13 protein-coding genes and 1 pseudogene are annotated in these 18057 nt (G+C 67.7%); 9 read left to right on the plus strand and 5 right to left on the minus strand.

Annotated features, from left to right (window positions below; genetic code table 11):
- Nucleotides 1-14: 14 nt before the first annotated feature.
- The 4 genes from ABIC35_RS02375 to ABIC35_RS02390 form a co-directional block, all read right to left on the minus strand.
- Nucleotides 15-1550, minus strand: a complete 1536-nt coding sequence (locus tag ABIC35_RS02375) for a tryptophan halogenase family protein (protein WP_121078815.1) — start codon at nt 1548-1550, stop codon at nt 15-17.
- Between the two features lie 106 nt (nt 1551-1656).
- Nucleotides 1657-4836: a TonB-dependent receptor gene (locus tag ABIC35_RS02380; protein WP_354278200.1), complete on the minus strand. Its 3180-nt coding sequence runs from the start codon at nt 4834-4836 to the stop codon at nt 1657-1659.
- A 124-nt stretch (nt 4837-4960) separates the two neighbouring features.
- The gene (locus ABIC35_RS02385) at nt 4961-5938 is read right to left on the minus strand and encodes a FecR family protein (protein WP_354278201.1); all 978 of its coding nucleotides are present in this window, start codon (nt 5936-5938) and stop codon (nt 4961-4963) included.
- Nucleotides 5935-6660, minus strand: a complete 726-nt coding sequence (locus ABIC35_RS02390) for an RNA polymerase sigma factor (protein WP_354278202.1) — start codon at nt 6658-6660, stop codon at nt 5935-5937. Before ABIC35_RS02390 ends, ABIC35_RS02385 begins: the two co-directional genes overlap by 4 nt.
- 20 nt (nt 6661-6680) lie before the next feature.
- On the opposite strand from ABIC35_RS02390, the gene ABIC35_RS02395 reads away from it, so the two are divergent.
- From ABIC35_RS02395 to ABIC35_RS02435, 9 genes and pseudogenes are all read left to right on the plus strand, one after another.
- Nucleotides 6681-7124 (plus strand): RrF2 family transcriptional regulator, encoded by a 444-nt coding sequence (locus ABIC35_RS02395; protein WP_121078819.1) that lies wholly within the window; start codon nt 6681-6683, stop codon nt 7122-7124.
- Nucleotides 7125-7183: 59 nt separating this feature from the next.
- Nucleotides 7184-8095 (plus strand): annotated as a pseudogene (gene cysK, locus ABIC35_RS02400) (cysteine synthase A); the annotation flags it as partial.
- Nucleotides 8096-8379: 284 nt separating this feature from the next.
- Complete coding sequence (locus ABIC35_RS02405; protein ID WP_354278204.1) at nt 8380-10803, plus strand: TonB-dependent receptor; 2424 nt, start codon at nt 8380-8382, stop codon at nt 10801-10803.
- A gap of 4 nt (nt 10804-10807) precedes the next feature.
- Entirely contained in the window at nt 10808-12205 is a 1398-nt protein-coding gene (locus ABIC35_RS02410; protein ID WP_121078823.1) for an MFS transporter, read from the plus strand.
- A gap of 18 nt (nt 12206-12223) precedes the next feature.
- On the plus strand, nt 12224-13165 hold the full coding sequence (locus ABIC35_RS02415) for a TauD/TfdA dioxygenase family protein (RefSeq protein ID WP_121078824.1): 942 nt from the start codon (nt 12224-12226) through the stop codon (nt 13163-13165).
- Between the two features lie 63 nt (nt 13166-13228).
- Entirely contained in the window at nt 13229-14884 is a 1656-nt protein-coding gene (locus ABIC35_RS02420) for an arylsulfatase (RefSeq protein WP_121078825.1), read from the plus strand.
- Nucleotides 14881-15825: a formylglycine-generating enzyme family protein gene (locus tag ABIC35_RS02425; protein WP_121078826.1), complete on the plus strand. Its 945-nt coding sequence runs from the start codon at nt 14881-14883 to the stop codon at nt 15823-15825. Before ABIC35_RS02420 ends, ABIC35_RS02425 begins: the two co-directional genes overlap by 4 nt.
- 151 nt (nt 15826-15976) lie before the next feature.
- Nucleotides 15977-17524 (plus strand): hypothetical protein, encoded by a 1548-nt coding sequence (locus ABIC35_RS02430; RefSeq protein ID WP_147425926.1) that lies wholly within the window; start codon nt 15977-15979, stop codon nt 17522-17524.
- 10 nt (nt 17525-17534) lie between these two features.
- A complete protein-coding gene (locus tag ABIC35_RS02435) occupies nt 17535-17777 on the plus strand; it encodes a hypothetical protein (protein ID WP_147425928.1) in 243 nt (80 codons plus the stop codon).
- A gap of 42 nt (nt 17778-17819) precedes the next feature.
- Here the strand turns inward: ABIC35_RS02435 and ABIC35_RS02440 are convergent, their stop codons facing one another.
- Nucleotides 17820-18035 (minus strand): hypothetical protein, encoded by a 216-nt coding sequence (locus ABIC35_RS02440; protein WP_147425930.1) that lies wholly within the window; start codon nt 18033-18035, stop codon nt 17820-17822.
- Nucleotides 18036-18057: the final 22 nt, after the last annotated feature.

Below are 18057 nucleotides of genomic sequence, written 5' to 3' on the forward strand. Positions count from 1 at the left end.
GGGTTCTTTCAAGGTCAGACGGGCTGGAAGCGATACTGCGCCAGCTTGTCGAGCAGCGCGCGGTTGGTCGGCATCGCGGCACCCAGCCGCTGCTTCATCGCCGCGACGCGCTCGAACGCGTCCTCGGCGGCGTGACGAGCGGCGAGCGCATGCGCGCGCGGCGCGGTGCGGAACCCCATGCCGTAGAGGACATATTGGTAGCTCGCCGCCGGGAACATCTCGTGCGCGCTGGCGAAGTCATGCTCGCCGGGCGGGGTGTGGCGCCACAGCTCGAGCAGGTCCTGGAGCGGCTGCGGGATGGTCGCGGGATCGCGGTTGTCGCGCCAGAAGGCGGTGTCCTCGCGCTCGGACAACATATAGTGGAGCTTGAGGAACTCGATGATCCGGTCCCAGCGATAGCGGGTCATGTCGTTGAAGCGGCGCGCGACGATGTCCATTGCACTGCGGGTCGCGGGCATGGCGCTGGCGATATAGTCGGCCGAGAGCTCGATCAGCACCAGCGCCGAGGCCTCGAGCGGCTCGAGGAACCCCGCCGCCAGCCCGACCGCGACGACATTGTTCTTCCAGAAGGTTTCGCGGTGGCCGGAGCGGATCGTGATCTCGCGCGGGGTGAGGTCGGCGAAGGCGGGGCCGACATAGGCGGCGAGCGCCTCCGCCACCCGATCGGCACCTGCATGCCGGCTCGAATAGACATAGCCGACGCCGCGCCGGTTCTGCAGGCCGATGTCCCAGATCCAGCCATGGTCCTGCGCGGTGGAGACGGTGTGCGAGACGATCGGCGCGTCGTCAGTCTCGTAGGGCACCTGCACCGCCAGCGCGCGATCGATGAACAGCACGTCGCTGCAGTCGATGAAGGGCACCCCCAGCGTCTGCCCGAGCAGCAGCGAGGAAAAGCCGCTGCAATCGACGAACAGATCGGCGGCAATGCCCCCGTGCCGCTGGCCGATCACCGCGGTGACGTCGCCATTCTCGGCCTGCTCCACCTCGACGATATCGTCGTCGACATGACGGACGCCGAGCTTGCCGACGCAATGCTCGCGCAGCATCTCGCCCAGCCGCACCGCGTCCAGGTGATAGGCATAGTTGGCGACGCCGCCATATTCGGGCGAAGTGATCTGCTTGGGCGCGAGATGATGCTCGCAGAGGAACTCCTGGAAGCACACCGCATCGGAGAAGGACGGCGTGCCCGCATCGGCCGCCTGCGCGTTCCAGAACGGGGCCAGGTCAACAGTGGGGAAGCCCTCGGGCAGCACCAGCGGATGATAGTAGAAATCATCGGCCGCGCCGGTGCGCCAGCCGGCGAACTTGGCGCCCTGCTTGAACGAGGCCTTGCAGGTGCGCAGGAAGTCGGTTTCGGAAATGCCGATCTTGCGCAGGGTGTTGCGCATCGTCGGCCAGGTACCCTCGCCCACCCCGATGATGCCCAGCCGCACGCTCTCGACCAATGTGACCTGCAGATCGGGCCCGTGGCGCGCGGCGATCAGCGCCGCGGTGAGCCACCCGGCAGATCCTCCCCCGACGATGCAGACCGACTGTATGTGGCGACTCATCAGATCCCCGACATTCCTCTCTCGCGCATCGGTCTAGCATGATTGCACGGCTGACAAAGGAGGCCGGGCGGGAAATCCCCACCCGGCCCCGGACCCCCGTGCGGGATCAGAAGCTGATGCGCGCGCCCAGCTTGAACCGCCGACCGGTATCCTCGGCATTGAGGAACTGGTTGGCGTAATAGGCATATTTGAAGGCGATCGACTTGGTCAGGTTGGCCCCTTCGGCGAACACCGCGATTTGCGGGTTGATGTGGTAGGTGAGGCTGGCATCGACCTGCGAATAGGCGCGCACCTGGGTGACCGCCTGGCCGGCGCCATTGAGCGGCGGCGGCGCGAGATACTGGAGGAAGTGGTCGCGCCAGTTGAACGCAAGGCGTGCTTCGATCCCGTGCGCGTCGTAGAAGGCCACCGCATTGGCCGAGTTGGACAGCCCGGTCAGCGCGAACTTGTTGCGCAGGTCCTGCGGATCGAGATGGCGGTTGGAACCCACCAGCGTGCCGTTGAGCTGGAAGCCGAAGCCGGTGTCGCCGAACGCGTGCTGCCACGCGGCCTCCAGCCCGGTTACGGTCGCGTCCTGCCCGTTGACCGGTGCGGTGATGGTGAACTGCGCCGGCAGGCCGGTGGCCGGATCGAGCAGCGAGCCGGAGACCCCCGCGACCGGCCCGGTGGTCTGGTTGAGCACAATGAAATTGTTGACGTTCTTCAGATAGCCGCCGAGCGACACATAGCTCGACCGGCCGTAATAATATTCGAACGACACATCGAGGTTGCTGGCCTTGAACGGCTTGAGGTCGGCATTGCCGCGGCTGGCGGCGAAGTTGCCCGGGCGCAGCGTCACCAGCGTCGTCACCGGCGAGAGTTGCTCCAGCGTCGGCCGGGTGATCGTCTGCGATGCGGCGAAGCGGACGGTTAACGCATCCGAGACCTGCCACTTCAGCGCGATGTTGGGCAGGATGTCGGTGTAATGCGTGGTCCCAATCGACCGCGTCGTGCCGGACGCGGTCGAGCCGTACTGGGTCTGGTCGTTGGCGAGCTTGACCAGCGCGGTATAGGCGGTGGCCAGGCCGTTGACGTTGGTCGAGGTATCCTCGAACCGCACGCCCGCGACGATCGAGATCGGCCGGCCGGCAACGGCGCCGCGCCATTCGGTCTCGAGATAGCCGCCGATCACCCGCTCCTTGACGATGGTGTCGTTGACCAGCGGCGGCGCGAAGGTGAAGCCCGGCCCCTGCTGCGCGGTGATGGCGTTGAACAGCGTCGGGCCGTCGAAGGTCTGCCACTGGGTCGGCAGGCGGTTGGAGCCGCTCACCCCCGACAGAAAGTCGCTGCCGGCATTGAAGGTGGTGATCGCCACGCCCGAAGGCACCGGCAGATTGTAGCCGCACGTCGTGCAGCCGGTACCGCCGTCGTTGGAATAGAGCGACGTGTCCTTCTTGTCCTCGGACCAGTAGAAGCCGCTGCTCGCCTTCACCAGCCCTTCCAGACTGAAGCCCTTGTAGGTGAAGTCGGCGCGGCCCTGCTTCACCTCGTCGCGGATGCCATAGCCGCGCAGCAGCATCACGTGCTGGCACATCGGCTGGCCGTCGCCCACCACGGTGGTGCTGCCCGGCCGCCCGGAATCGGTGACGGCGCTGCCGCAGCGGCTGGCCGGGTTGGCGAAGGTTGGCAGGGTCTCCGTCTGCCAGGGCAGGCGCGCGCCGTCCGACTGATAACGCGACGAGCCGGTCAGATAGCCGAGCAGCGCCAGATAGGCTTCCTTGCCGCCATTGGGGTCTTCCTTGGCGAGCGAATAGGTGCCGTCGAGGCTGGCAGTGATGGTCGGCGAGACCTGCCACTCGACGTTGAGGCCGACGGCGCGTGTGTTGGTGCGCTTGTCGAACTTCTTGTCGTGAAAGTCGGTGGCGATGCCGCTCGCCTGGGTCAGGTCGATCGCGGTGCCGTTGGCGTCGGTCTTGACGTTGGTCAGGTTCGACGCGGTGAACCAGTGGCCGTAGGAGCGCGCATCGGTCTTGTTGGTGAACTTGGTGTAGAGGCCGTCGGCAGTCACCGTCACGGCGTCGCTGGGTCGATATTGCAGCACCAGCGTGCCGCCGATCCGCTCGCGATCCTCGCGGGTGACGCGGGTGTCGAAATTCTGCGGGATGAAGATGTTGCCCTGCGGGTTGCCGGCGCCGACCGCGCCCTTGCCGTCATTGACCTCCGCTGCGGGAATGGCCGGGTTGACCAGCCAGCCATCGGTCGCTGCCTGCTTGAGGCGGGTAAAGCGATGCTGGTAGCTGCCCGAGACCAGCACGCCCAGCGTGCCGTCGGCGAAGGTGTCGGCGAACAGGAAGGAGGCGTCCGGCGCGCTCTTCTTCGCGTTTTCGTCATAGTTGACGTCGACTGTCGCGCCGAATTTCAGCCCTTTGTAATCGAAGGGCCGCGCGGTCTTGATGTTCACCGTCGAGCCGACGCCGCCCGACTGGTAGCGCGCGGTCGAGGATTTATAGACTTCGACGCCCGAGACCAGCTCCGACGCCAGCGTATCGAAGGCAAAGGCACGGCCCGAGGCCTGGCTGGGGTCGGTGGGCGTGGCGACCTGCCGGCCGTTGACCAGAACCGTGTTGAACTCCGGCCCGAAACCGCGGACGGTGATGAAGGCGCCCTCGCCGCCCGAGCGGTCGATCGATACGCCGGTGATGCGCTGGAGCGATTCCGCCAGGTTGGCGTCGGGCAGCTTGCCGATGTCCTTGGTCGAGATCGCATCGACGATTTCCGATGCCTCGCGCTTGATTCCCCGCGAATTGTCGAGGCTGGCGCGCAGCCCGGTCACGACGATAGCGGGATCATCCTCGCCCGCCACTTGCGGCGCGGCGGCGGCGGTGGACTGGGAGGACGCAGGCGTCGGGGACTGCGCCTGCGCCCCCCCGCCCGGCGCCGACAGCGCGAGCTTCGTGCTTGTGGCGGGCACGAACTTGTCCGAGGTGGGTCGCGGAACGACGGCATAGGTGCGCGGGCCGGTCTGGCGCGCAACGAGGCCGGTGCCGGCGAACAGGCGATTGAGCGCGTCCCCGACGGTGTATTCGCCGCGCACGCCGTTGGTGCGGACCGATTGCGTCAGCCGGCGCGCCGCGATGATCTGCACGTCCGCCTGATGACCGAACAGCCCGATCGCCGTCTCTGCCGGCTGCGCCTCGATGGAAAAACGTTTGGTTTGCGTAGCAGCCTGTGCGGCCGCAGGCATCGCGACCATGCAGACGATGCTCGTGGACGCGAACAGCGCTCCACGCAACGTGGCGTTCGCCATGAAACCCCTCCCTGTTCATTCTACTTTTTGTCAGGTCTTTGCGACCTGTACACACCTAGAGACCCGGGGTTGGATTTTCCTTCGCGCAAATTCTTCCAAGATGCGGATTTTTTCGATCCGCCGATTACAGGGTCCGCGGCTTGGCCGCGCGCTGAATACGTATGAAGCGGGGATCGCTGGTGTTGACGGCGAGGTCGAGCGCGTTGCGGACCGCCTCGGCAAAGCCTTCGGGATCGTTGATGCGGAACAGCCCGTCGAAGCGCTCGCCCGCCGCATCGGGATCGGCGATGACGATCTGGCGATCGTTGTAGCGGTTGAACTCGTCCGCCGCATCGGCGAGCGTGGTGCCGTCGAGATCGATCATCCCGCTGCGCCAGGCGAGCGCGCGATCGACCGACGACGGCTTGTCCGTTTCATAATGGACGATGGCATGCTCGTTGATCAGCGCGCACTGCCCGGCGGTGAGGCGCACGCGCTGCGCCTCCTCCCCGTCCGACCAGGTCTCGACCACGCCTTCGGTGACCAGCACCTCGACGCCGTTGTCGCGCTTGCGCACCGAAAAGGCGGTACCGATCGCCTTGGCCCGCACTTTGCCCGAGGCGACGACGAACGGCCGGGCTGCATCCTTGGCCACTTCGAACCAGGCCTCGCCCTGCGCCAGCTCGACTTCGCGCGCGCGCTTGGCGATGCGCACCTGCAGCTCGGTGCCCGAATTGATCGTCATCACCGATCCGTCGACCAGCGGCACCCGCCGGATCTCGCCGACCTTGGTGACATAGCCGACCCCGCGCCCGGGGAGCAGCAAAGCGCCCGCGATCCCAGCCGCCGACGCTGCGAGCAGCCCGCCCAGCACGCCGCGCCGCCGCCAGCCCGGCGTACCGGTCTCCAGCGGCGCGTCTTCCTCCACGACGGCAACCTGTGGTTCGAGACGCGGCACCTGCCACAGGGCATGGGTGCGCAGCAGCAGGCCGTGACGGCGCGGGTCCTGCGCCAGCCAGCGCTGCAGCGCCGCCTCATCGGCCTCGCTCCAGCTGCCGCCGTCCATCCGCGCGACCCACAGCGACGCGGCTTCGTCATCGGCCAGGCGCTCCGGATCGTTCACAGGATGCCCGCCTTGCGACCGGTCTCGGGCGCCTCGGCTCCGGCTATCCCACCGGCAGCGGACCAGCCCTCGCGGATGGCGCGCACGCCGATCCAAACCTGCTTCTCCACCGCCTTCTCGGTCATGCCCAGGTGCGCGGCGATTTCCTTCTGCGACCAACCCTCGATCTTGCGCAGCTCGACGATGCGGCGGCAGCGCTCGGGCAAACCCGCGATCAGGGCCATCACCCGCTCATAGGCGAGGCGGGTCGCAACCTGCTCTTCGGGCGAAGGTGTCTGGGTATCGCGGAAACTCTCGATCTCGCTGATTGCTTCGAAGGGAACAACCTGCTGGCGCTTGAGCTTGCGCAGCAACAGGTTGCGCGCGATCGAGAAGAAATAGGCGTGCCCGCAATCGATGTGGTCGACCGAGTCCAGCGTCGCGATCCGGCAATAGGCTTCCTGCATCAGCTCATCCACATCCTCGGGCGCCAGCCGTCTGCGCGCGAACCAGGCGCGGATGCGGCCCTCGTGCGGAACGATCTCGCACGCGACCCACCGCGCCAATAGCTGGCGGCGCTCCAGCGCAGATTTCAGGTCGCGTGTCGCCGTTCCCTCCTTTGGCTGCGCGCGGATATTCTGTTTGCCCTCAGAGAGACCCAGGATAGCGAAATCCTTCGCGGCAGCGCGGTGATTTTTTGCGCTTGGCGCGCGCGGCGTGGCCCTCGCGTTGAAAATGCCCACCGATCCCCGCATAGCGGGACATGCTTTCGCAGAAGAGCCGCTACGCGATCCGCGCATTGCAACATCTTGCCGATCGCCACGGACAAGGCGTGGTCCCGCTCGCAGAGATGGTGGCCGCGCAGAACATTCCCGCCAAGTTCCTCACCGTCATCCTGTCCGAGCTGGGCCGCGAGGGGCTGGTGCGATCGCAACGGGGACGCGAAGGCGGCTATGTGCTTGTGCCGACGCCGGCCGAAGTGCGGATCGGCGACATCATCCGGCTGATGCGGGGATCGATCGCGCTGGTGCCCTGCGCCAGCCGCGATCCGCACGAGCATTGCGAGAATTGCGTGCCGGAATCCGCATGCCGGCTCCGCAGCCTGATGCTGCAGGTTCGCGACGAAACCGCCCGGATCCTGGACAGCGTGACGCTCGCCGACCCCTTCCCCACGGCCAATCTGGAATTGGCCGGAGGCAAGCCGTGATTTATTGCCTATTCTATTAGTAGGAATTACGCTCGCTGCGAATAATGGGGTAGAGCCACATGCGGGCAGCGAGCATCCTGGGCACGATCGGCAACACACCGCACATCCGGCTATCCCGGCTGTTCCCGGATGCAGAGGTGTGGATCAAGTCGGAACGCGGCAACCCCGGCGGATCGCTCAAGGACCGGATCGCGTTGGCGATGGTCGAGGCTGCCGAGCGCAGCGGCGCGCTGCTCCCGGGCGGCACCATCGTCGAGCCGACCAGCGGCAATACCGGCGTCGGGCTGGCGATGGTGGCGGCGGTGAAGGGCTATCGGCTGATCCTGGTGATGCCCGAAAGCATGTCGGTAGAGCGGCGCCGGCTGATGCAGGCCTATGGCGCGGAGGTTGAGCTCACGCTGCGCGAACAGGGCATGTCCGGCGCCATCGCCCGCGCCGAGCAACTGGCGGCAGCGGTGCCGGGCGCCTGGATGCCACGCCAGTTCGACAACCCCGCCAATATCGACGCGCATGCCCGCACCACCGCGATCGAGATCCTCGCCGATTTCCGCAACGAACCGATCGACGCGATCATCACCGGCGTCGGCACGGGCGGCCATATCACTGCGCTGGCAGAAACGCTGAAGATGGAATGGCCGGGGCTGCAGGTGTTCGCGGTCGAGCCCGCTGCGTCGCCGGTACTTTCCGGCGGACGCGCGGGGCCGCACCCAATCCAGGGCATCGGGGCGGGCTTCGTGCCCACCAACCTGCATGCGGACATGCTCGACGGCGTGCTCCAGATCGAAGCGGAGGCGGCCCTGTGGTTCGCCCAGGCGGCGGCGCGGCGGGAGGGGCTGCTCGTCGGCCCCAGCTCGGGCGCGACGCTGGCGGCGATCGCGGCGAAGCTCCCGGAGCTCACCGGCTTGCGGGTGCTGGGCTTCGCCTATGATACCGGCGAGCGGTACCTCTCGGTGCCCGGCTTCGTCGCCGAGGGCACCGACAACGCCGGACTTTCGACAACGCCCAAGCTGCACTTCGCGGCGGCCAAGCCAAACTAGGTTTCTAATCTCTACCCTTGAAGTAGACATAAGATACCACCACAAGGGAGGTGAGCTGATCCAGCAGAAACGCCGGGGCCGCTAACCCCTAACTCGTGGTCTCATAAGGCCGACGATCGCCATCGTGCCGCGCGAAGTTTCGGGCGCCTGCCGCGCCCGAAGATGACCCGTCGCGGCCGCTGCGGATCGATCGCCCACGACCTGCCAGGGAGATTCCATTGTCGCTTTCTTCGTCCGTGCCGGCATGGCTTGCCGGCGCAAGCCTCGTTGCGCTCTTCGCCGGTGCCGCCCAGGCCCAAACCGTGCAGTTGGCCGCCGTTGAACCGGCACGCGCGCCGGCCGCAGCGGACGAGCCCACCGACGCCGCACCCGTCGCCGATGGAGACGACATCCTCGTCACCGCCCGTCGCCGCAAGGAGCGCGCGCAGGACGTGCCGATCGCGCTCAGCGCGATCAGCGGCGAAACGCTGGCGGCGCGCGGCGACTATCGGCTTGATCAGATCCAGCAGCTGGTGCCCGCACTACAGGTGTTCAGCTTCAACCCGCGCAACACCAACATCAACATCCGCGGCCTCGGCTCCAACGTCGCGCTGACCAATGACGGGATCGAGAACGGCGTCGGCCTCTATATCGACGGCGTCTATTACGGCCGCCCGGGGCAGAGCCAGTTCGACCTGGTCGATCTCGAGCGCGTCGAGGTGCTGCGCGGGCCCCAAGGCACGCTGTTCGGCAAGAACACGACGGCGGGTGCGATCAACATCAGCTCGCGCCTGCCCAGCTTCGAGACCGAAGCGCAGGGCGAGGCGAGCTTCGGCGACTATGGCTACCGCCAGTTGCGCGGCTCGCTGAGCGGCCCGCTGCTCGCCGACATCGCCGCCGCGCGGATCAGTCTGGCCGAGACGCACCGCGACGGCTTCATTCACAATGTCACGACAGGCCGCGACGTCCATACTTACGACGACTTCACGGCGCGCGGACAACTGCTCGTCACGCCCTTGAGCGGCCTGTCGATCCGGCTGATCGGCGACTATTCGAACCAGCGCCAGCAATGCTGCATCAACCTGCCGGTCTCGGTCTTCACGAGCTACACCAATGGCGCGAGCATCGCCAACAACTGGCTCCAGCGCGCCGCCCGCGCCGGCTACACGCCGCTCCCCTTCGATCCGTTCGCGCGCAAGACCGACGCCAACTCGCCCTTCTACGCAATCATGGACACATGGGGGATCTCGGGCGAGATCGACTATGACCTGGGCGGCGCCACGATCACCTCCATCACCGCCGGGCGGCACTGGAACTGGTATCCGTCGAACGATTCCGACGTCACCCGGCTGTCGGTGAACCTCCAGAGCAACCAGCAGAATTTCCAGCGCCAGTTCAGCCAGGAAGTCCGCATCGCCTCTAACGGCTCCGCCCGTGTCGACTGGCTGATCGGCGGCTATTATTTCTGGCAGGTGGTGCGCGGCGTCGGGTCCGCGATCTACGGCGCGGATGCGCCCAACTGGCTGTACCCGACCGATGCGCCATTAGTCTCCGAGACGGCGGTCAACGGCTTCACCTCGCGCTCGCGCTCCGATCCGCACACCCGCAGCATCGCCGCCTTCGCGCAGACGAGCTGGCACATCAATCCGCGCCTGAGCCTCACCACCGGGCTGCGCTTCACCCATGAGGACAAATGGGGGAGCTATGTCTCGTTGCAGACCGACGGCAAGTCGCTCGCCGGGCTGACACCCGCGCAGGCCACGCGCGCCCAGGCGATCCGCAACGGCCTCGCCCCGCCCGCAAACTACAGCGTGAACGCCAAGGACGACAGCTGGTCCTGGCTGGCGACGCTGAGCTGGAAGCCGGTCGACGACGTGCTGCTCTACGCTACCAATTCGCGCGGCACCAAGTCGCAGGGGCTCAACCTCACCACCATTCCGGCAGGCGTCAGCGCCGTCGTCGATCCCGAGCAGACCGATAATTACGAGATCGGCCTCAAGTCCCAGCTGTTCCACCACACCCTCACCGCGAACCTCGCCGGCTTCTGGGCGGACGTGACCAACTACCAGACGACGATCGTCCAGCAGGTGATCGGTACCAACAGCTACATCAATTACATCGCCAATATCCCTAAGGTACGGTCGCGCGGGTTCGAGGCGGATGTGGCGTGGCAGCCGATCGCCGCGCTCGGCTTCACCGGCGCGCTGGCCTATACCGATGCCACCTATCGGAACTATCCGAACGGCCCGACGCCGGTGGAGGCACTCAACCCGACCACCGCGCAGCCCGGCGGGTCGCCGCTCCAGAACATGAGCGGACAGCGACTGGCCGGCGTGCCCAAATGGTCGGCGTCGCTCGGCACCGATGCCAGCCACGCGCTGACCGACCGGATCACGCTCTACGGCCATGCCGACTGGTCGTGGCGCTCCAACTATTACACCGTCGCCAGCAACAGCCGCTACGGCCTGGTCCCCAGCTATGACCTGGTGAACGCGCGCATCGGCGTGCGGCTGGACAAGGGCCGGCTCGACCTGTCGGTCTGGGCCCGCAATCTCTTCGACAAGAACTATTTCCAGACGCTCAGCGTCGCGAACACCGGGCTCGTCACGGCGATCCTCGGCGATCCGCGCACGCTGGGCGCCACCCTCCGGACGAAATGGTGAGCCCATGGCGACGATCCCCGCCCACGACACCCGGTTCCGCATCGCCTCCCCGCCGATCCGCGCCGACGAACCGCCGGCCTGGCGGCTGATCGGCTTCGCCTCGCTGGCGATCCCGATCGCGGGCGCAGGGCTGCCGCTGATCCTGTTCGTGCCGCAGCTCTACGCGAGCCATTACGGCCTCTCGCTGGCGACGATCGGGCTGATCTTCTTCCTCGGCCGCTTCTGGGACGTTGCCGCTGACCCGATCGTCGGCGTGCTGAGCGACCGCACGCGCAGCCGCTTCGGCCGGCGCAGGCCCTGGATCGCTGCGGGCGGGCTGCTCTTCGGCCTCGGCTCGGCGCTGCTCTTCTTCCCGCCCGCGACGGTGGCGCTGCTCTACCTCGCCGCCGCGCTCTTCCTCTTCTACGCCGGCTGGACGATGATCGAGGTGCCCTTTTCCGCCTGGGCGGGGGAGCTTTCCGGCGCCTATCACGGCCGCACCCGATCGGTGACCTTCCAGCAGACCGCGCAAGCTTCCGGTCTGTTGCTCGTGCTGATCCTGCCGACGCTGCTCGAACAGCTCCGCCCTGCCGATATCGCGCTTAAGCTCCATGTCGTCGGCGGCTTCATCCTGCTGACGCTGGCGCCCGCGCTGCTGCTGAGCCTCACCGCCTTCCGAGAGCCGCCCCGCCCGGCCCTGGAACCCCGCCCCGAAGGCTTCCTCCGCACCGCCAGCCTGATCCTGCGCGACCGGCTGCTGGTCCGCGTGCTCGCCTCGGACGTGGCGGTGACCGCCGGCCAGTCGATCCGCGCCGGCCTGATCACCTTCTTCGCGGTCAACTATATGGGCGAACCCGGTTGGGCGAGCGGACTCTACCTGTTCCAATTCGTCTTCGGCATCTTCGCCGCGCCGCTCTGGCTGCAGATCGGCCGCCGCCTCGGCAAGCGCGAGACCGCCATTGTTGGCGAACTCGTGCAGGTGGCGATCAACCTCGGCCTGTTGTTCGTCGTGCCGGGCGGGATCGGGCTGCTGCTGGCGCTCACCATCGCGCAGGGGCTGGCGCAGGGCTCGGGCAATCTCATGCTGCGGGCGATGGTCGCCGACGTTGCCGATCATCACGAGCTTGAGACCGGGCACAACCGCACCGGCCTGTTCTTCTCGGTATTCAGCCTCGCCACCAAGGCGGGGCCGGCGATCGGCATCGGCATCGCGCTGCCCTTCGTCGCCTGGATGGGGTTCAGCCCCAAGGGCGCCAACCCGCCCGAGGCGCTGGAGACGCTGAAATACGTCTTCGCGCTCGGCCCGGCGCTCGCCCACATCCTGTCCGCCGCCATCATCTGGCGCTTCCCGCTTGATGCGCAGCGCCATGCCACCATCCGTCGCGCGCTCGATGCGCGTGCCGCCGGCCAACTTCCCCTGTGACCCTGAAGGAGAATGCACATGACGATCCAGACGCATGACTTCCCCAACGCCGCCGACACCGAAAGCGTGCTCGACGTGCACCCCGTGGCCGGCCGGATCGGCGCCGAGATCCGCGGCGTGCGGCTGGGCGGCGACATCGACAACGCTACTGTCGAGGCGATCCGCGCGGCGCTCTACCGCCACAAGGTGATCTTCTTCCGCAACCAGTCGCATCTCGACGATGCCGCGCAGGAAGCCTTTGCCGAGCGCCTCGGCGACCCGCTCGCGCACCCGACGGTGCCGGTCGCCGCGGGCTCGCGCTTCCTGCTCGACCTCGACAGCAAGGAAGGCGAGGCCGCCTCGGCCTGGCATACCGACATCACCTTCCTGCCCGCCTACCCCGCCGCCTCGATCCTGCGCGCGATCACCATCCCGTCCGCCGGCGGCGACACGCTCTGGGCCAATGCGGTGACGGCCTACGAGACGCTGCCGGAGCCGCTCAAGGGGCTGGTCGAGACCCTGCGTGCGGTCCACACCAACGCCTTCGACTATGCCCAGCAGCGCCCCGAGGCGACCAGCGAGCAGGTACGCCGCCACCGCGAGGTGTTCGCGTCCACGGCCTACGAGACCGAGCACCCGGTGGTGCGCGTCCATCCGGTGACCGGCGAGAAGCTGCTGCTGCTCGGCAGCTTCGTGAAGAGCTTCGTCGGCTTCAGCCGCGAGGATTTCGCCCGGCTTTTCGGCATCCTCCAGGACCATGCGACCAAGCCCGAGAACACGGTGCGCTGGCGCTGGAGCCCGGGAGACGTGGCGATCTGGGATAACCGCGCCACCCAGCACCGCGCCATCGCCGATTTCGGTCACCAGCGCCGCACGCTGCGCCGCGCGACCATCGCCGGCGACGTACCGCGCGGGGTCGACGGCGCGCCTAGCCGGGTGCTCAAGCCCGAGCCGGTCGCCGCGCTCGAAGCCGCCGCCTGACTTCTCACCTCACTGCCGCGCTCCCAATCGGGGGGCGCGGCACTTTTTCGGAGATGCCAGACGATGCGCCTTCGCCTCGCCGCCCTGCTCCTGCTGCTGCTCCCATCGCCCGCCGTCGTTGCGAAGGACCAGCCCCGCCCCGCTGCGCCGCCCAAGCGCCCCAACATCCTGATCATCGTTGCCGACGATCTCGGCTATTCCGACCTCGGCGCGTTCGGCGGCGAGATCCACACCCCCAATCTCGATGCGCTTGCCGAACATGGGCTGCGGCTCACCGGCTTCCACGCCGCGCCGACCTGCTCGCCGACGCGGTCGATGCTGCTGTCGGGCACCGACAACCACCTCGCCGGCCTCGGCAACATGGCCGAGCTGATCGCACCCAACCAGATCGGCAAGCCCGGCTATCAGGGCTATCTGCCCGATGATGTGGTGACGCTTGCCGAGCGGCTGCGCGACCTCGGCTATTCGACGGCGATGTCGGGCAAATGGCATCTCGGCACGCGTCCGCAGGACGATCCGACCAAGCACGGCTTCGACCAGGCCTTCACCCTGCTTCAAGGCGGCGCGAACCACTTCGGCATCGACGCGACGGCAACGCCCCTGCCCGGCCAGGCGACCTATCGCGAGAACGGCGTCACCCTGCCCAGCCTGCCCACGGACTTCTACTCGTCCGATGCCTATGCCGCGAAGCTGATCGGGTTCCTGGGACATGCCGATCCGGCCAAGCCCTTCTTCGCCTATCTCACCTTCACCGCGCCGCACTGGCCGCTCCAGGCGCCGGCGGAGGACATCGCCAAGTATCGCGGCCGCTACGATGCCGGGTTCGAGGTCCTGCAGGCAGAGCGACTCAAGCGCCAGCAGGCGCTGGGTCTGGTGCCTACGGGCGTAAAGCCGCACCCCTTCGTGCTGCCCGACGGGGGCGACTGGGCGCACCTCTCGCCCACCGAGAAGCACGAGCAGGCACGGCTGATGGAAGTTTATGCGGCGATGGTCGACCGGCTCGACCAGAATGTCGGCAAGGTCATCGCCCACCTCAAGGCGACCGGGCAATATGACAACACCATCATCCTGTTCCTCGCCGACAATGGCGCAGAAGGGATCGATCTCGCGACCACCAAGCTGCCGACCATGGCGGCGCGGCTCAAGGCGGCAGACAACCGGCTCGACAATCTGGGCGCAGCGAGTTCCTACACTGCCTATGGCCCCGGCTGGGCGCAGGCGGCGACCACGCCGTCCTTCCTCTACAAGGGCTTCACCAGCGAGGGCGGCACGCGCGTCGCGGCCTTCCTTTCCTATCCCGGCTGGAAACGGCAGGGCGCGATCAGCCATGCCTATGGTACGGTGATGGACGTGGTGCCGACGCTGGTCGAGGCCGCGGGCGGCAGCTGGCAGGGCAGCAGCTATGGCGGGCGGACCGTGCAGCCGGTGCGCGGCGCGAGCTGGCTCCCCTATCTGCGCGGGACCGCCAAGGCGGTGCACGGCCCCGAGGAAATCGTCGGCACCGAATTGTTCGGCCGTCGCGCGATCCGCCAGGGCGACTGGAAAATCGTCGATCTCGGCGACGGCTGGAAGCTCTACAATCTCGCCGAGGATCCCGGCGAGACCCGCGACCGCGCCGCCGACCAGCCCGGCCGGCTGAAGACGCTGGTCGCCGCCTGGGACGCGTATGCCAAGGGCGCGGGCGTGGTGATGCAGTCCACCCCGGCGACCTTCCCGTGAAGCCGCTCGCACTCCTCGCGCTCCCGCCGCTGGTCGCGCTGCCGCTGCTCTGGGCGGCCCGCCCGGCAGCGGCACCCACTCCCGCCGGCCCGTCGCGGGTGTGCGAGGGCAGCCATCTCGACCGGCCGGTGCGCATCCCCGCCAGCCGCTTCATGATGGGCAGCAGCCGCTATTATCCCGAGGAAGGCCCGCCCACCGAAACCGAGGTGCCTGCCTTCGACATCGACGCGCACGAGGTGACCAACCGCCAGTTCGCCGCCTTCGTGATCGCCACCGGCTATCGCACCGAGGCGGAGAAGCCCGGCGGCGGCGCCTTCGTGTTCGTGCCGCCCAAAACGCCGATCGACGAACCCGATCCGCGCCGCTGGTGGCGCTTCGTCCCCGGCGCGACCTGGCGCCATCCCGAGGGTCCGGGCAGCAGCCTCGCGGGACACGAGGAGGAGCCGGTTGTCGCGGTCACCTTTGCGGATGCCCAAGCCTATGCCCGCTGGATGGGCCGCGCGCTGCCGAGCGAGGAGCAGTTCGAGGCGGCCGCGCGGGTCGGCATCCCGGACCCGGATGCCGAGCCCAACCCCGATCGCGCCAATTTCTGGCAGGGCAGCTTCCCGAACACCAACACGAAACGCGACGGCTACACGGGTCGCGCGCCCGCCGGCTGCTTTAAGCCCAACGGCGCGGGTGCCTATGACCTGATCGGCAATGTCTGGGAATGGACCGAGAGCTGGTACTTGCCCAGCCACGCCCCCTTCGCGGTCGGTGACGGATCGCCCGGCAACCCGAGCTTCGATCCCCGCCAGCCCGATGCCCGCGCGCGGGTGATCAAGGGCGGATCCTATCTCTGCGCCAGCAACTATTGCGCCCGCTATCGCCCCGCCGCCCGCCACGCCCAGGAAGAGACGCTCGCCGCATCGCATCTCGGCTTTCGCACCGTCAGCCGGTGACCCACGCGCTCGGCGGCGCCGATCACCGGCCCCGCCAGCGCTGCGCCTTCGGCGTCGGCCGAGGGACAAGCCCTTGCCGTCTAATCGAATCGCTGATGGCGGGGCCACCCGGAACGCCGCATGATCCTCGCGCGATCAAAGGAGTTCCGCGATGACATCGATAGGCGCGTCTCTCGCTGCAGGCGCTACGGCCGGAATAGGGCTGTCGCCGCCGAGCCCGCCCGATTGGGCCGCCGAGGTGCTGAGCTGGGCCTCCCCCGACGGACTGATCCTGCATGCCGCCCGCCCGCTGTTGGCCGCGGGGCTGCGCCAATCGGGTGCCGGTACTGATACGGATTGGGGGCAGAGCCTCCAACGCGTTCTCGACGATCCGCACGCGGTCGCATCGTTCCAGGCGGGCATGCGCCAGGGCGTCTATGAAGGCGGCAAGTCTCTCGTGGAGGGTGCCTGGGGCCTCGCGAAGGCCGCCTATAATGCCGGCCCCGCCGGATGGCTGGTCGATGGGGCGCAGCGCGTGGGCGTGCTGGGCGAGGTTCCGTCCTGGGTGCCCGATGCGAGCCGGGTGACCGATCAGGGCGCGGCGATCGGCGGCGCGATCACCGGCTATCTGCGCGACGTCGCGCAGGATCCGGCGAAGCTCGGCAACGACGTGAAAGGCTGGATCGCGGCGCATTGGAAAGGTCTCAAGGCCGATCATGCCGCCGCGGCGGCCAAGGGGTCCGCGGCGGAGGCCGAATGGTGGGGCAAGATCACCGGCCGCGCGACCTTCGAGGTTGCCGCCATGGTCGTGCCCGTGAGCAAGTTTGCGACGGTCGCGAAAGCCGGTGAAACGCTGTCTCTGGCGGCACGCGCCGGCACGGTCGGCAAGACCTTCGCCGAAGCGGCCAGGGCCGGCAAGCTCGACACGCTGTTCACCGCCGCCCGGCAGGCCGGCAAGACCGCCGAGCTCGTAGTGGAGGCGCGTGCTGCCGGGCGCCTGCCCGAGCTGGTTGCTGCTGCCCGCAAAACGCCCGGTGGCCTCGAGGCCATCGCAAACGAGGGCAAGCTTACGCTGCGCGACATTGCGGGCTTGCAGAAGAACGGTGGCCTGAGCGGCGTGGAGGCAGCGACGGCGCGGCGCGCGATCGCGAGCAGCACGCTGCAGACGATGCTCGAGCGCGCCCCCGCCGCCAAGGCCGAGGTCGATGCGCTGGCGGACAGGATCGCAGGCGCGTTCGGCGGCCGGGTCGCCATGGCGCCGGTGAAGAGCGAGGGTCGCGCGCTCGAGAAGATCATGGCGGACTATGCGGGGGACGCCAGCCGCATCAAGGATCTGGTACGCAACACGATCATCGTCGATGCCAAGGACATCGGACGGGTCGTGGCACGGCTGGAGGCCGCCGGCGCCAAGGTGAAGACCGTCGCCGCGGCCAGCGATCCGCTCGGCTACAGCGGCATCAACGCAACCATCGTCACCAAGAGCGGTCTCACCGCCGAGATCCAGGTGAACACCGCGAAGATGATCTTCGCCAAGGAAAGCGCCGGCAACGCTCGCGCGATCCTGGGAGACGCCAGCTACCAGGCGATCGCCCGCGAGGTCGGCGTGCCCGGCGGTCGCGGCCATACACTGTACGAACAGTGGCGGGCGCTACCCCCGGATTCGCCGCAGGCAAAGGCCATTGCTGCCGAGAGCCGCGCTTATTATGCCCATTTCCGCTGAGGAACGACGGATGACCGGAGTTAGGATTATGGAGAAGGGCGACTTCTTCCAGGAACGCGACCGCTACCTGTTCGAGCCGTTCGAGGAAGCGTTCTTCCACTGGGACCATCGCCGCCGGACCGTCCACATGAAGTTCGCTGGGCAGGATTTCGAAGTCGAGGTGCCGCACGACCATCGCATCTTCAACGATGCGATCCTGAGCGGCCGCGAGGTGGACAAGGCCGCCTATGACCGCGGCAGCACACAAGGCTGATCCCCGCGCCCGAGGCATGCTGCAAGGGACCAGCCGGGGCGGCTATCCCCCCGGGGTTCCGGTGAAACGCTGGACGAACGCCGGCCGGCCGACGTCGGGCATATCATCATAGGCGTGGAGGATGCACTGGCGCGGATCCGCTTCGCCGCCGAGCTGATGATGGACGATCTCGAGCCAGGTGGCGGCACGGATGTACTGGCCGCTGCCGAGCCGCCGCCCCTGAAGTTGGGCGCGCAGCATCTTGCGCCCCGCTGCCATCAGCGCGTTTTCGGCGAAGGAC

Origin of the sequence: Sphingomonas trueperi (assembly GCF_040545965.1) — a bacterium.
GTDB classification, from domain to species: domain Bacteria; phylum Pseudomonadota; class Alphaproteobacteria; order Sphingomonadales; family Sphingomonadaceae; genus Sphingomonas; species Sphingomonas trueperi_C.

Coding starts and splice junctions, on each gene's coding strand:
- ABIC35_RS02375 (WP_121078815.1), bottom strand. CDS start 1,550: ATGAGTCGCCACATACAGTCGGTCTGCATCGTCGGGGGAGGATCTGCC.
- ABIC35_RS02380 (WP_354278200.1), bottom strand. CDS start 4,836: ATGGCGAACGCCACGTTGCGTGGAGCGCTGTTCGCGTCCACGAGCATC.
- ABIC35_RS02395 (WP_121078819.1), top strand. CDS start 6,681: ATGCTTTCGCAGAAGAGCCGCTACGCGATCCGCGCATTGCAACATCTT.
- ABIC35_RS02410 (WP_121078823.1), top strand. CDS start 10,808: ATGGCGACGATCCCCGCCCACGACACCCGGTTCCGCATCGCCTCCCCG.
- ABIC35_RS02415 (WP_121078824.1), top strand. CDS start 12,224: ATGACGATCCAGACGCATGACTTCCCCAACGCCGCCGACACCGAAAGC.
- ABIC35_RS02420 (WP_121078825.1), top strand. CDS start 13,229: ATGCGCCTTCGCCTCGCCGCCCTGCTCCTGCTGCTGCTCCCATCGCCC.
- ABIC35_RS02430 (WP_147425926.1), top strand. CDS start 15,977: ATGACATCGATAGGCGCGTCTCTCGCTGCAGGCGCTACGGCCGGAATA.
- ABIC35_RS02435 (WP_147425928.1), top strand. CDS start 17,535: ATGACCGGAGTTAGGATTATGGAGAAGGGCGACTTCTTCCAGGAACGC.
- ABIC35_RS02440 (WP_147425930.1), bottom strand. CDS start 18,035: ATGGCAGCGGGGCGCAAGATGCTGCGCGCCCAACTTCAGGGGCGGCGG.